Below are 14,001 nucleotides of genomic sequence, written 5' to 3' on the forward strand. Positions count from 1 at the left end.
CCGGCCCGCCCGGCGCACCCGGGCCGGCGGCGGCGATGATCCGCACCGGGGTCGAGGCGATGTCCGCCCCGTCGAGCATCACGACGAGCGTATGCGCGCCGGCCTCGACATCCTCGGGCACGACTCCGCGGAAGGCGAAGCTGCCGTCCGTCTCGGCGGTCACGGTCCCGAGATCGGCCGGAGTGGAACGCAGCTGGACGGTGTACTCGATCCCCGGCTCGAATCCGACGCCGCTGACGTGGATGCGTCCGCCGATCTTCGGCGAGCCTTCGACCGTCACGCTCGGGGTCACCACCTCGGGATCGACCACGACGACGATCGCGGCGGAGGGCACGGACCACCCGCCCGCGTTCTGCGCCCGCACCGTCACGGCGTACTCGCCGGCGGCGAGCCCGGTGACGGCTGCCGTGAGCACGGCCCCTTCGGCCTGCACGACACGGTCGCCCACGGCGACCTCGTACGCGATGATGGGCGATCCGCCCACGTTCTCGGGCACCGTCCACTGCACGTTCACCCGGTCGCCGGAAGCGGTCGCGACGACATCGCGCGGCGCGCTCGGAGCGGCATCGAGTCGGATGAGCCCGGCGAGTGCCGCCGCGAGAGCGTCGGCCGCCGCATCCACCTGACCCTGCGCGGACCCGGGCGCGGCGAGCACGTCCTTGCCCGCCTCGAGCGCGGGCAGCAGCGGCTTCCAGCTGGCCGACGTGTAGGCCGTGCTGTCGAGGGTGTTCGCCGCGTCGACCTGTGCCTGCAGCCGACCCGTGTCGGCGATCACGGTGACCGTGCACCAGGCGATCTCGCTGCCGCCCTGATGGCGGATGCCGACGGTCGTGCGCCCGGGTTCGCGGGTCGCGAGGTCGACCTCGACCCGGCCGTCTGCCGAGACACGGGCGTCGCCCTTCACGGTTGCGACGGAGTCGTCCATCACCACCGCCGTGAACGTGTCGGCGGGGTTCACCGGCGACACCGTCGCGGCGACGACGGCCGCACCGTCGCGCCCGGCCGAGACCGGTCCCGCGCACTCGAAGGTGTACCCGCCGTACAGCTCGAGCTCCCAGATGTTGAGCCCGTACTGCGTCGCCGGCATGCCGGACAGGCGCACGTACCGCACGTCGGTCGCCGCGAAGTCGTGCTGATGGATGAGCGTCGGCTGCGCAGCCTGGACGCGGGCCAGGGGCATCCAGGTCGTGCCGTCGACCGAGCCCTCGATGCGATAGTCGTTGGACGTGCCGGCTTCCCAGGCGACCACGGCGCGCGAGACCGACCGCACGCTCTCCAGGTCGACCTGAAGCCAGTGCTCGGCGGCTGCTCGCGCCGACGACCACTTGGTCGAGCGGGAACCGTCGGTCGCCTTCGGCCCGGTGATCGTGGCGTTGTTCTGGTGGACGCTGTCGGCCGTCGTCGGGCGACCGAGCGCGAGGTTGGCGTTGCCCACCGGAACGGCGGGGGCCTCGGCGACCAGCCGATCGGAGAAGATCTCGAACTCCCACAGCGAGGGTCCATAGTCCAGAGCACGCGTGACGGTCTGCATCCGCACGAAACGGGCGCTCTGGTCGTTCAGCGTGATCACATCGACACCGCCGTCGCTCCCGGCTGAAGGGGTGACATAGGCGTCGCGCCAGTTCCTGCCGTCGTCGGACAGCTGGATCCGGTACGCCTTGGCATACGCCGCCTCCCACGAGAGCCGCACCGTCGACACGGGCTTCGATTCGCCGAGATCGACCTGCGCCCAGGCGCTGTTGGCGTTGTTGCCGCGCCAGCGCGTGGACGGATCGCCGTCGGCGAGGGCGTGGACGAGGTTGTATCCCGCGTAGCCCGAAGCCCGCGTCGCACCGTCGATCGAGAGATTGACGCTCGACGCCACCGACAGCTCGCGGATGCCGTAGCCCTCCCCCTCGCCGTCGAGCAGAAGCACGCGCACATGCTCCGCCGGGGTCGGGTCGAGCGGGATCTCGTCGACCCCGCCGTCGCCGTCGGTGACGTGGGCTCGGTCGGTCCAGTCGACGCCGTTCTGCGACGTCTGCACGACGAAGTCGCCGGCGGGAGCATCCGTCCAGTCGATGGTCGCCTTCGTGACCCACGATCCGCGGGGCAGCGTGACGGCCGCCCACTGCGTGCCGTCGCCGGCCGATCGCCACGCGGTGTCCCGGTCGTCATCCCCGAGCGCGGCGGCGGACGAGCCGTCTGCCGTGCTGCTCGCCGAGAACGCAGAGGTCGCCGGGAGCGGGCCCGCGGCGAGCGCGGAAGTGACGGTCCTGCCCATGTTCTCGCCCGACCCGAGCGCGAACCTCGCGTGCTGGTCCTGGCCGCCGCCGGTGAGGGAGACCCCGACGGACAGCCCGGGGCGGTCGGGGTTGGAGAGGCTGACGACGGGGGTCTCGCCGCGCTCGTCCAGCAGCACGATGCTGGGCTGGTCGACGGTCAGCGCGCGACCGCCGCCGAGGTCGAGCGTCCCGGCGGCGTAGAACGTCGCCATGGTGATCCCTGCCGCGTCGTGCCGCACCGCCTGCACCGAGGTGTCGTTGCGGAGCGTGCGCATGGCGGGCTCGTCGGCGAAGGCGGCGACCTCGGCGGGGGTGGCCGCCGGCAGCACCGTGTAGTCGTACGTGCCGGCGGTCGGCTTGGTCCCATGATCGACGTACAGCGTGAAAGCGTCGCGGCTGACGGCTTCCTGCCCCTCCCAGCTGCCGGACTGGGCCCGGTTCGAGACCCTCACGTCCTGGCCGTCTGCGAAGACGTATCCGACCTCGTCGTTGTAGGCCCACCGGGCGCCCCCGACGCTCTGGTCGTCTGCATCGCCCGCGACGGGCTTGCCGCCGACGGTCGCGTTCTCCTTGGCGGATGCCTGATTGATCGTCGTGTGCACGGCCGCGCCACTCGTCGAGGCGATGCCGGCGCCGAGCGCGACCATGCCCTCGTCGAATGTGAAGTAGCTCTTCCGCGCGCCGGTGCCCGCGGCGTCGAGGGTGAGCACGCTCGCGCCGAACTCCCCGTCGGACGTGCCGCCGGTGAAGCTCGCGCCGTCTCCGTTGCGCCCACGGTTCTCGAATCCGCGTTCCGTGCGCTTCTCGTCGGGAGCGGTCACTCCGGGGTAGTGCCACCAGTCGAACGTGGGACCCAGATCGAGGTACTCGCGGTTGTTGACCTGGATGGCGGTCGAGCCCATCGCGTTCCAGAAGACGGGGTTGCCGAGATCGTCACGGTAGGACGTGCGCAGCTCGGCGCCGAACGTGCGAGACGAATTGAGACGAGTGAAGATGCCGTAGTCGTCGCGCTGATGAGAGGCGAACTCCGAGCGCCAGAAGTACTTCGCGCCGGTGACGCCGTTCGTCTCGGTCTTACCGAGCACCCCGTCGAGCACGGCCTGGTAGGCGGTCGAGTAGAGGGCGTCCGTGCGCACCATGCGCTGCAGCGGCTCGATGAACTCGGAGGCGTGGCTGGTGATGTCGCCCACGGTCTTCGGCGGTCGGTAGTTGAGGTAGAGCATGCCGATCTCTCCGCGGATGAGCCAGCGGGTTCCCTCGATGAAGTAGAAGGCGATCGAGTCCAGCTGCGCGCGCGTGAACGCGAGTCCGGTGCCGCGTGCGACGTCCGACCACAGGGCCGCGTAGGTGAACAGCACCATCCCGTAGCCCTCGCTATACAGCTGCGCGCCGTGGGCCCAGAAGCTGGCGTCCGGCTGGACCGCCTCTTTCACGGTGCCGGAGTGGTCGACCGCGATGGTGGCGACGATCGTCGCGAACCCCTCCTTCACCTTGGCGATGTCGCCGGTGGAGAGGGCCTCGAAGATGTAGTTCGACGTGCGCCACGAGCCGTTCGCCCCGACCGGGTCGAGCTTGCCGGTGTTGTGCGCGAGGCTGACACGGAAGGCGTCTTCACTGAGCTCGGAGCCGAGGAACATCGAGATGCGTCCCATCGCGATCGACTCGCCGATCTCGGTCTCCCACCAGTTGGTGTTGCCGGGGTTCACCCGGTCCCAGTGCAGCAGCGCACGCTGCACCGCGTCGACCAGCCGCTTGTCACCGTGGCCTGCGGCCTTCGGGTCCTTGTACGCCTGCGTCATCGCGAGCATCCGGTAGAGCGCCGTGTACGCCGACCAGACGCTGCCGTTCGCCGAGCTCGTGCGATCGGCGTAGTCGACGTCGGCCCACGATCCGTCCTCCTTCTGCGACGCGACGTAGTCCAGCGCCTCCGAGGTCTTGGCGAGGTAGATGCCGTTGGCGATGATGATGTCGTCGCCCTGCCCGAGGTAGTACTCCTCGAGGCGGTCGATGACCGTCGCGACATCGTCTTCGGGAGCGGCGGATGCCGGCACCGTGGTGAGCGCGGACGAGCCGATGACGAGGGCGACGGTGAAGGCGATGAACGCGGTGATGCGTCTCATGGCTGGGCTCCTTTGCCGGTGTGCCGAAGGGCAGGCGAGGCGGATGCCTCAGCGGGAGGAAGAACGCGACCGCGCGCGCCTGCGGGTGCACGGAGCGAAGCCCGGGGTGCGCGATCGCGCGCACCCCGGGGTGATCGGCCGGGGAATGCTCGGATCGATCAGCCCTGGGCGATCAGGGCGTCGATCTTGTCTGCGGCCGTCGAGAAGGTCTCCTTCAGATCGCCCTCGCCGGCCTGCACGGCCTGACCCCACGCGTCGCGGAAGGTCTGCCACATCTCGGTCGCGTCGGCGACGTTGGGCACGTCGACGGTGAGCGGGACGGAGGCGGCGAACGTCGACAGCACCGGGTCGCCGGCCAGGAAGTCGCCGGCGATCGTGTCGATGTCACCGCGGATGGGGAACTGCCCGGTGGTCTCGAGCAGGGCGAGGTCGTTGTCGGCGTCCATCGAGAACTTCACGAAGTCCCAGGCGGTCTGCTTGTTCTCGCACGAGGTGTAGAGCCCGACGTTCTTCGAGTCGCCGAACGTGTAGGTGTCCTCTGGCGCGGTGCCGTCGGCGGTCGGCAGAGGCACGATGCCGTAGTCGACCTTGCCGTCGAACGCCCCGGCACCCCACGGGCCCGCGATGCCCATGGCCGACACCCCGTCGGCGAAGGGACCGGCCCAGGCGTCGCCGCTGTACGCCTCGGCCGAGGAGTAGCCCTCGGCGTAGAGGGTCTTCCAGAACTCGAGGGTCTCGAGGCCCTCATCGCTGGTGAACGCGGCGGCGCCGTCGCTCACCAGCTGGGTGCCGCCGGAGTTGGCGAGGAAGAACGGATAGAAGTCGAAGAGCGCGTTGGTGTAGTCGCCGGATGCAGGCGGGTAGAGCGAGTAGTCGGCGGCACCGCTCTCCTTGATCGCCGCCGCGGCCGCGATCACGTCGTCGTAGGTCGCCAGCTCGGGGTTCTCGGGGTCGAGTCCGGCCGCCGCGAAGACGTCCTTGTTGTAGTAGAGCATGAAGGGGTTGGCCTTCCACGGCACCTGGTACAGGTCGCCGTCGGGCGAGCGGAAGCCGTCTGCCGCGGCCCCCGACCGCTCGGTGATGAACGACTCCCCGTCGTCGAAGGTCGTCGAGATGTTGACCAGACCACCCTGCTTCTGGAAGGCCGGCACCGCGGCCGGGGCCGTGTTGTAGACGAGGCACGGTGTGTTGCCCGCCGTGATCGCCGCGCCGATCGCGTCTTCGGACGACTTGCCGGACGGGATCGCGGCGGCCGTGACCTTCTCATCGGGGTGGTCGGCGTTCCAGGCCTCGACCACGGCTTCCGCCCAGGCGATCTCCTGCTCGTTCGTGGAGTACCAGATCGTGATCGGGCCCGAGGTCAGCTCTGCGCTCTCGGGGGCGTCGCCGCCACCGGTCGAGCCGCAGGCGGCGAGGGGCAGGGCGAGGGCGGCCAGGGCGAGGACACCTGCATAACGCTTCATTGCGAGAAACTCCTTCGTTCGGAAGCTCGGGTGACGGCTTCCTTGCTGTCGGGACCGGGCGCTTACGGGAGGCCGGGCACGATCAGTAAACCGGTTTTGTTTCGTTAAGTCAATGCCCGTGGCATCCTCGCGCATCCCCTTGTCTAGCAAGCGATCCTGGACCCTCGCTCGCCACCATAATGCTAAACAGCACTAAACCCGCGGTTGGTTCACGACACCCTCCCCCTGAGCGCCGCCGCCGAGGCGCACCGACTCATGGATGCCGGTGAGGTGTTCGGGCGCATCGTGCTCGTGCCTTGAACCCCTCACCGCCAGGACCCTTCTCGTAGAGTCGATCCATGCCTCACACGTTGACGGTGAACGGTCGTCCGACTCTCGAACACGTCGATCTGGAGCTTCTCGATTCGTACCGTTTTCCGGACGGAGGAGGGTTTCCCGAGTCGTATCGTGCGTTCATCCGGCGTGCGGGCTGGGCTCGACTCTTCGGCCTCTGGCTGATCTACCCACCCGTTCTTCCCGGCTTCGCCGACGGCCTTCAGGGGCGTGGGGAGAACCTCACCGCTCGATTTCTTTCCGCGTATCGGGAGGGCGAGGAAGAGGAGTTCGAGTGGATGGTCGAGCCCGATGCCGATTGGTCGCGGCCGGTGTCGTTGCGAGTGTTCGGGTGGAGCGAGAACGGTGACGCGCTGCTGTGGGACACTTCGTCGCGCACCCCGGACGGGGAGTTCGCCGTCTGGGAATCTCGCTCGCTCGATTCGCTCCACCGACTCGGCGGAAGCCTCTCCGAAGCGTTGCCTCTGATCCAGGCGCGGGCGCGCGGATCATTCGGCGCCCGGGGCCACGACGTCGAACCGCTGCCCGCCGTCCGCCTCTGAGATCCCTCGCGGTCGGCTCGTCAGCGCTCGACCGTGAACCGGGCCGTGGGGCCGTTCGTGAGCAACGGGGCATCCTTCGCCCCGAAACGGGCTGCGGCATCCGGCCAGGCGACGAAGTTCCTCTCCGCCCGCGGCGCCACGCTCTTCGTCATCGGGTCGACCGCGAACACGCCCCTCCCACCGGTGCGCGCCACACGCATCAGTTCACGGACGTACTCGGCGGTGCGGGTGTCATCTTCCGGCACGGATGCCCGCAACTCGCCGTTGCGCAGACCGTCATCGTCGGAACGCGACCGCACGAAGCTCGCGAGGCCGGCCCCGACGATCGCGTACACCCACCCCTGACCGGACGGGTGAGGCACCACATAGTCACGATGGAAGAGGCTCTCGGAGATGATGCTCGTGTCCACGAGGGTGACATGAGGGCCCGCGCACTCGCTCAGTGACGAGCGAAACGTCGGGGTGAGTGTCTCGGGTTGTCGAGTCACGTCGACGAACCGCACCGCGGGAAGGCTGGTTCGCACGGCGTCGCTGAACTGTTCTTCATCCGCGGGTGTCAGGAAGACGCAGAGCCGATGGAGCTTCGAGGGCGTGCTCATGACACCAGCGGTGACGTGATCTTGGTCGCCCGGTACGACTGCCCGTCTTTCGTGGCCCGCCATCGGCGCCAGTGCTTCGCCGACAGACGGAAGGGCAGGTGCGTCTGCACGTGAGCGGCAGCTTCGTGCAACCGGTCGTCGGCGGGGAAACCGAGCCAGAGCGAGAGAGAGGAGGCTGTCGTGCCGAACGTGGCACGCACCCCGGACGCGCCGAGGAGGCGCCCGTAGCCGTCCACCGCGAATCGACCGAACGCATCGGCATCGATCCCCTCGTACGTCGATCCTGTCGCGGGGTCGACCAGCGCCACCGGCGCGTTCCAGACCAGCGAGGCCAGCGGATGACCGTGGCCGGTCACCGCTCCCGAGCCCGCACCATTCAGGGCGTCGAGCGTGGCATCGACGTCATCGGAGCGAACCCGCCACTGGGTGTGTGTGCGCTGCCGGCTCTGCGGTCCCCCGAGGTGCGCTGCCGCGAACGCTTCGAGACGGTCTGTTTCGTCGGGCGGCCCTCCGGCCCAGAGCTGGAAGGACATCTCCGGCGCACCGATGGTCACCGCGGTGGCGTCGAGAAAAGCCTGCACGCTCTCGTAGGCAGTGCGGGGATTCTTCGTGCGAAGCGAATGCGCGCCTCCCGCCGAGGCCGGCAAACCGTCGTAGGTCACGACCTCCTGAGTCAACGTCACCTCTCCATTATCCCGACGACCAGGACGCGCGCGACGCGTGCGCAGGCGCTGCGCGACCGGACCGGCGCGGCAGGAGCGACGACAGCTCGCACAACTAATCTGAGTTGTGCGGCGGGGACGACAGCCGCGGACTCACGGGTGAATGGATGAGGACATCATGAGCAAGCGGACCATGGTGCTGCACAGTGCGCACCAGGACCAGTTCGACGTGCCGGACAGGGACCTCGTCTTCTATGACCAGCCCTACGACGCCGAGCAGCTGTCGCGCATCACCGATGTGCACCTGTGGTCTCCGCTGGACGGACCGATCGACCGTCTCCCGGAGATCATCTCGGCGATGACGAATTTGAAAGCCCTCAGCATCGGCCCGGGGCGGGTCCTCCCCACCATCGTCACCGAACTGCGGCAGGGCGATCTCCCCGAGAGTCTGGAAGACCTCTCGGTGCACATCGGCGATCGGACCCTGGTGTGGCCGGATGTGGTGGTGCCGAACCTGAAGACCCTCTACGTCGGCGAACCCTTCCGCTTCAAGAACGAGCACTTCCCCCGGCTCCAGGCCCTCTCCCTCTACCCGCAGAGATCTCTGAACAATGTGCGGCAGGCGCTCGAACTCCCGCTGGAGGAATTGAACCTGTTGAACGTGCCCACTGACGAGGAGATCTTCCGCCTCGTCGAACCGGTCGGGCTTCGCCGGCTCGGGTTGATCGGTGGACGCACGCTGACGAGCCTCACCGGGATCAGCGTGCTCCCCCAGCTGGAGTCGTTGCGGCTGAAGAACCTCACCGCCCTGGGTGACATCTCCGAGCTGGCTGCCCTCCAGCGACTCGAGATCGTCAACATCCAGTACTGCAAGAAGATCATCGGCATCGCCGCCGTCAACGACCTCCCGCGACTTCGCCGGCTCACCTTGGTCGGATGCGGGAACGTCGGCCTCGAGACGATCGAGGCGAAATTGGCGACCCTGGAATGGGCCAACACCGGCGCGACCACGTGACCGTCTGCCTGGAGAGGCTGCTCGGTAGCCTGGAAGCATGACGGACCTCTTCCGACGTGCCACCGGATGCCTGCAGGAAGCCGGGTGGACGGGCGAGCCGCCGCTCTCCACGGAAGACGGGGTCCCCTCCGCGCTGCACACGGCACCCGAAACGGTGGTCGACTGGGCGTCCTCGTTCTCACAATTGTCGAACGCAGACGAGACCGTGTGGTTCTTGTCCCGCCACGACTACTCGAGCGGCGCGGAGGATGCCTTCGCGTGGAACGAGTTCGAACAGCTGAGCATCCAGGCGGCGACAACGGACGACGAGGCGGTCGCGGTCGCCCGTTTCTGGAAGCGCCACCTGCCCGTCCTGCTGTCCGTTCGCGACGGATACGAGTACCTGGCCGTGCGAGACGATGGAGCTGTCGTACACGGAACGGAGCCGGAGTTCGAAGAGGCGGTGGTCGTGTTCTCTCAATTCGAGGATCTGCTGAGGTACATCATCGCGCGGCCGGCAGCACGGAACGACGTCGTCGAGAGACTCCTGTTCGATGCCAGCAGCGTGACTGACACGATGCCGGGCCGCTAGCTCTCGACGTCCGGGTCCAAGGGCAGGTCGTCCGCACGTCCTGCGGCCGCGGCGCGCGCATAACGCTGCGCGTACGCTTCACGCGCGGCGTCGGCGTGCACCTCACCGTCCCATCGGTCCGGCAGCGGTTCGCCCTCGCGATGCGAGCGTGTCACGCGCGCGAGACCGAACGCGAGGGACGTGTTCAGAAATGTGCACCGGGTGAAGCTCGTGCCCGCGGAGAAGGTGGCATCGACGAAAGTGCAGTCCGTGAAGGTGGCATCCGAGAAGTCGGCTCCGCTGAGGTCGGCACCGTCGAAGATGCAGCGTTCGAATCGCGTGTTCGGCAACGATCTCACCGTGCGCAGGTTCGCGCCCGAGAAGTCGCACTCGATGATCTGCGTGCCGATCGCCAGTCCCTTCAGCGACGCTGCCCGGAAGCCGCATCGCACGAAGCTGCGATCGAAACGGGGCTGCCCGGTCAATGACACAGAATCGAACAGGCAGTCGGAGAGCTCGGACTCGAAGAACATCAGGCGGCCTCGAGCACGGCGGAAATCAACGCGGGACAAGGTGACGAACCGGAACTGCAGACCTTCGCGCCCCGATTTCACGCCGCGCAGGTCGAGCAGTCCCTCGTCCGTCGCCGGCCAGTCGGTGTCGAACCGATGCGGACCCTTCACGATGCGCGCCTGCTCCAGAACCTGCTCCTGCAGCGCCGCCAGCCGGTCAGGTGTCCACCGGCGTGACAGCTCGGCATCGCCAGGCGCTTTCACCGTCCCATCCGCTCTGCAGCAGGCGTCTCCTCATCAGAAACTGCCTGTGCGTCGGGGGCGGCCTCGTCGTCGATGAGGAAGGCGATCTTCGCTCGCTCCGCGGCCGCGTCGAAGGCAGGGGCTCGAGCAGCGACGCGACTCATGAGCTCGGCGATCGCCTGGTGGATCGTATGCCGCAGGAAGGCGACGGGATCAGCGGCGGCGCTGACGTCGTCGTTGCTGATCCGGATCTCTCCCGTAGCAGTGCGTGGCGACAGGAACACCCGCGGTGTTCGCAACCCGGACGGCCCGGGCACGGGCGTGATCTCGCCTCCGACCGTCAGGAAGAGGTCGAGACGATACGAGAATTCCACCGTGCGCAGGCGCTGCTTGATCCGCGCCATCTCCTCGATGAAGCCCGCCTGCGGTCGTGGACCACCCCACACCGTGCGGAACGTGAGCCGCGCCGTCGGCACGGCGTTGATTCCGGACGGATCAGTCATCGTGGAGCCCCACCCGGAGCGGGTCGGTGACGCCGTCGGGCGTCGCGACCTCATGTTCGACGGTGCTCACCGTGGCAGTTTATCGACAGCGGTTCGAGGCCTGCGAGCTGTCAGCGGTGTTGTCGCGTCCGGCTAGAAGTCGAGGAAGCCGGCGACGATGTCGCGCACGATCCCGTCCGCGCCCGGTGTGCCGTAGAAGTACACCGAGCCGTATCCCCACAGATACTCCTCGATGAGGTCTTCGAGTTCGCCCTCCACGGGCCACCCCTCCTCATCGATCTGAAAGAGGAAGCGATGCCCGTCGGCGCGCACGGCATCAGCGAACGCAGGCTCGCTCTGGATCAAGACCGGTTCGTCATCGATCCGCACCAGAGCCGGCGTGGACGCGGCGTCCGATCGTTCGATCAGCGCGGTCGCACGCAGTCCCGGCCACCCCAGGTCGTCCCGCCCGCCACGCGGCGAGGGGTCATGGACGATCGCCCGCATCGCCATGTCTGGATAGATGACATCCTCGTCTTCGATGCCGAAACCGGCACGCAGCACCACCGACACCTCGCGGCCACCCGTCCACGATGCGCTGCCCGCGGCGAGAGTCAGCAGATACCGATGCGTCTCCAGAAGCGGATGCGCCTCGATCACCGATGTCGGAGCGCCACCCAACCGCGCCCCATCCCCGCGATCCGGCAATGCGGGATACAAGAACGCAGGCATGTGCCCAGCCTATTGGGCGCCTCGACGCACGGCGACGGATACGACGGAGGCTCGGAATCTCGCGACTTCCGCGTGATTCCGAGCCTCTAAGTGGTCGGGCTGACAGGATTTGAACCTGCGACCCCTTGACCCCCAGTCAAGTGCGCTACCAAGCTGCGCCACAGCCCGTTGTTCTGCACTCTCGCGCAGGCAACTCCCCTATCTTAGCCGCAACCTGAGCCCCTCCGCGAACCGAGCCGTTGCGGGTTGTCGGATGCCGCGCGTACCGTCGCGTGCATGGTGACGATCACGACCGAGGTGGCGACGACCGACCGCTGGGACGATGTGCAGCATGCTCTCACCGGTGGCGGTGACGGCGCGAGCTGCCAGTGCATCTGGCCCGTGCTGAGCAACAAGGGCTGGAACGCGACGACGACTCCGCAGCGCACCGAGATGTTCCGCGCCGAGATCGACGAAGGGCCGCCGCCCGGGATCATCGCCTACGTCGACGGCGAGGCAGCCGGGTGGATCAGGATCGGGCCACGCACCCGTCAGGCTCGCATCCCGCGCACGCGCATCATCGCGGCGGCGACCACCGAGCCGTTCGACGACGAATCCGTCTGGGCAGTCACGTGCTTCGTCGTGCGACGGGAGCACCGCGGCACTGGGCTGAACCGCGCGCTCCTAGAGGCCGCCGTGGACTACGCCCGCGAATCCGGTGCTCGACTGATCGAGGGATACCCGGTCGACACACGCGGCGAGAAGCAACGGGCCAACGATCTGTTCCACGGCACGCTCGGCACATTCCTCGCCGCCGGCTTCACCGAGAAGACCGCACTCAAGCCGGGGCGCACCCTCGTGGCCCTCGACCTGGCCCCATGATCGCACCACACCCCCGAGCCACTAGCGTGAAGGCATGAGCGACGCGAGCCCGACCATCGACGATCCCGAACTCGGCACCTTCACCCGCGCCACTTCCGAGCTCACCGACGGCTCCGTGCTCACGCACGACTGGTTCGTCGGCACGGTCTCAGTCGAGGGCACTGAACTCGAGCTCATGCTCGAGGGAACGACTCCCGACGAGGTGGCACCGCTGCTCCCCCGCATGCGCGAGGTCGTCAAGCGGCTCGCACATCTGCGACGGATCGCGACGGATGCCGTGGTCACGAACTTCAACACGGGCGAGCCCGACCCTCAGGACCTCGAGGACGCCGCCTCCGATCTCGCACTCGAGGCGATCGAGGCCACCCCCGACGGCACGGTCATCCTCCACTTCACCGACAGCTGCGGCGAGCACTTCCCCGAGGGGTACTGGCCGGCCGTGCACCTGGGCATCGACGATGCCGTCCAGCAGGTCACCGTCGAATCCTGAGCCCGCGTATGCCTCGTCCGACAGCCCGCCCGACGATCGGCCGAGCCTACGATGGGGAGATGCAGCGCCCCGCCCCGTCCTCGCTCATCGCCTGGACGTTCCTCCCCTACGTCGCGGTCTCCGTTCTCCACGTCATCCTGCTCGCCGTCGGAAGCCCGCTCGCCGGACCGACGAAGCTGCTACTGATGCCGATGCTCGCAGTCCCCGTCCTGGCCGCTGCCCGGTGGATGAAGCCGCCGATGACCCTGGTCCTGCTCCTCGCGGCGGTGCTCTTCTCCTGGCTCGGGGATGGCGTGGGCGCGTTCTTCCCCGCGGCACCGGAACTCCCCCTCATGCTGCTGTTCTTCGGCATCGCCCATGTGACATACATCCTGCTCTTCGCCCGCCGGCTGAGCGTGCGGCGGATGCCCTGGTGGGCCCTGATCTACGCACTCTGGTGGGTGGCGATGATCGCGGTCCTCGGCCCGCATACAGGCGGCCTGCTGATCGCGGTCGCCCTCTACGGACTCGTCCTCGGCGGCACGGCCGCATTCTCGGCGCGGTGCCACCCGCTGGTCGCGACCGGCGGAGCGTTCTTCCTCGCCAGCGACACACTGCTCGCGTTCCGACTCTTCCTCCCCGACGGGCTCTCGGCGTGGAGCAGCCCGGCCGTGATGCTCACCTACACGCTCGGCCAAGGCCTCATCGTCGCGGGCGCGCTGGTCACGCTGCGAAAGCGAGCTTCCTGATGGATGCCGCACGCGTCGACAGCTGGCTCTGGGCGATCCGCGTCTACAAGACCCGGTCGGCGGCGACCACCGCATGCCGCGCGGGGCATGTACGGGTGAACGGCGACAAGGTGAAGGCCGCCCAGCAGATCCGCGTGGGTGACGAGCTGCGTATCCGCATCGCCGGATTCGACCGGATCCTCTTCGTACGTCAGCTTCTCGTCAAGCGAGTCGGCGCTCCTGTGGCGGCGCTCGCCTACGAGGACAAGACGCCCGAACGGGAACCCCAGGCGGCACTCGGTCTGCGTGACCGCGGGGCCGGGCGACCCACGAAGCGGGAGCGTCGGGACATCGACAAGCTGCGCGGGCGGAGCCACGACCCAGAGGATTGATATGCCGTCATCCTCGCGTCATACTTTCGAAGAT

Annotated in this window: 14 protein-coding genes and 1 tRNA gene; 7 read left to right on the forward strand and 8 right to left on the reverse strand. The window is 68.1% G+C overall.

Annotation, left to right across the window (positions count from 1 at the left end):
* Both GZ67_RS0115205 and GZ67_RS0115210 read right to left on the reverse strand, forming a co-directional pair.
* On the reverse strand, positions 1 to 4,384 hold a 4,384-nt coding region (locus GZ67_RS0115205), incomplete at its 3' end, for a discoidin domain-containing protein (RefSeq protein ID WP_051662562.1).
* Positions 4,385 to 4,542: 158 nt separating this feature from the next.
* On the reverse strand, positions 4,543 to 5,847 hold the full coding sequence (locus tag GZ67_RS0115210; protein ID WP_029261508.1) for an ABC transporter substrate-binding protein: 1,305 nt from the start codon (positions 5,845 to 5,847) through the stop codon (positions 4,543 to 4,545).
* Positions 5,848 to 6,185: 338 nt separating this feature from the next.
* On the opposite strand from GZ67_RS0115210, the gene GZ67_RS0115215 reads away from it, so the two are divergent.
* Positions 6,186 to 6,722, forward strand: coding sequence for a hypothetical protein (locus tag GZ67_RS0115215; protein ID WP_029261507.1), 537 nt, complete (start codon positions 6,186 to 6,188; stop codon positions 6,720 to 6,722).
* Between the two features lie 20 nt (positions 6,723 to 6,742).
* Here the strand turns inward: GZ67_RS0115215 and GZ67_RS0115220 are convergent, their stop codons facing one another.
* Positions 6,743 to 7,321, reverse strand: coding sequence for a hypothetical protein (locus GZ67_RS0115220; protein WP_051662563.1), 579 nt, complete (start codon positions 7,319 to 7,321; stop codon positions 6,743 to 6,745).
* Complete coding sequence (locus GZ67_RS0115225) at positions 7,318 to 8,004, reverse strand: hypothetical protein (RefSeq protein WP_029261505.1); 687 nt, start codon at positions 8,002 to 8,004, stop codon at positions 7,318 to 7,320. The genes GZ67_RS0115220 and GZ67_RS0115225 overlap by 4 nt, the downstream gene beginning before the upstream one ends.
* A gap of 157 nt (positions 8,005 to 8,161) precedes the next feature.
* On the opposite strand from GZ67_RS0115225, the gene GZ67_RS0115230 reads away from it, so the two are divergent.
* Entirely contained in the window at positions 8,162 to 8,998 is an 837-nt protein-coding gene (locus GZ67_RS0115230; RefSeq protein ID WP_136025756.1) for a leucine-rich repeat domain-containing protein, read from the forward strand.
* A gap of 37 nt (positions 8,999 to 9,035) precedes the next feature.
* On the forward strand, positions 9,036 to 9,569 hold the full coding sequence (locus GZ67_RS0115235) for a hypothetical protein (RefSeq protein WP_051662564.1): 534 nt from the start codon (positions 9,036 to 9,038) through the stop codon (positions 9,567 to 9,569).
* Here GZ67_RS0115235 and GZ67_RS0115240 read toward each other — a convergent pair.
* The 4 genes from GZ67_RS0115240 to GZ67_RS0115255 form a co-directional block, all read right to left on the reverse strand.
* Complete coding sequence (locus GZ67_RS0115240) at positions 9,566 to 10,324, reverse strand: pentapeptide repeat-containing protein (RefSeq protein WP_029261502.1); 759 nt, start codon at positions 10,322 to 10,324, stop codon at positions 9,566 to 9,568. The genes GZ67_RS0115235 and GZ67_RS0115240 overlap by 4 nt on opposite strands.
* Positions 10,321 to 10,806 carry a hypothetical protein gene (locus GZ67_RS19875; RefSeq protein ID WP_197021033.1) on the reverse strand — a complete coding sequence of 162 codons (486 nt, stop codon included), beginning with the start codon at positions 10,804 to 10,806 and terminating at the stop codon, positions 10,321 to 10,323. The genes GZ67_RS0115240 and GZ67_RS19875 overlap by 4 nt, the downstream gene beginning before the upstream one ends.
* A gap of 132 nt (positions 10,807 to 10,938) precedes the next feature.
* Positions 10,939 to 11,517 carry a hypothetical protein gene (locus GZ67_RS0115250; RefSeq protein WP_051662565.1) on the reverse strand — a complete coding sequence of 193 codons (579 nt, stop codon included), beginning with the start codon at positions 11,515 to 11,517 and terminating at the stop codon, positions 10,939 to 10,941.
* Positions 11,518 to 11,608: 91 nt separating this feature from the next.
* Positions 11,609 to 11,685: transfer RNA gene (locus tag GZ67_RS0115255), tRNA-Pro, on the reverse strand.
* A gap of 108 nt (positions 11,686 to 11,793) precedes the next feature.
* On the opposite strand from GZ67_RS0115255, the gene GZ67_RS0115260 reads away from it, so the two are divergent.
* Genes GZ67_RS0115260 through GZ67_RS0115275 form a run of 4 tightly spaced genes read left to right on the forward strand, consistent with a single transcriptional unit; the run spans position 11,794 to position 13,967 of the window.
* Positions 11,794 to 12,378, forward strand: a complete 585-nt coding sequence (locus GZ67_RS0115260; protein ID WP_029261499.1) for a GNAT family N-acetyltransferase — start codon at positions 11,794 to 11,796, stop codon at positions 12,376 to 12,378.
* 34 nt (positions 12,379 to 12,412) lie between these two features.
* Positions 12,413 to 12,868: a hypothetical protein gene (locus tag GZ67_RS0115265; protein WP_029261498.1), complete on the forward strand. Its 456-nt coding sequence runs from the start codon at positions 12,413 to 12,415 to the stop codon at positions 12,866 to 12,868.
* Positions 12,869 to 12,927: 59 nt separating this feature from the next.
* Positions 12,928 to 13,596 (forward strand): lysoplasmalogenase family protein, encoded by a 669-nt coding sequence (locus GZ67_RS0115270; protein ID WP_036303245.1) that lies wholly within the window; start codon positions 12,928 to 12,930, stop codon positions 13,594 to 13,596.
* Positions 13,596 to 13,967 carry an RNA-binding S4 domain-containing protein gene (locus GZ67_RS0115275; RefSeq protein ID WP_029261496.1) on the forward strand — a complete coding sequence of 124 codons (372 nt, stop codon included), beginning with the start codon at positions 13,596 to 13,598 and terminating at the stop codon, positions 13,965 to 13,967. Before GZ67_RS0115270 ends, GZ67_RS0115275 begins: the two co-directional genes overlap by 1 nt.
* Positions 13,968 to 14,001 lie beyond the last annotated feature (34 nt).

The organism is Microbacterium sp. Cr-K20 (assembly GCF_000708325.1).
GTDB lineage: Bacteria > Actinomycetota > Actinomycetes > Actinomycetales > Microbacteriaceae > Microbacterium.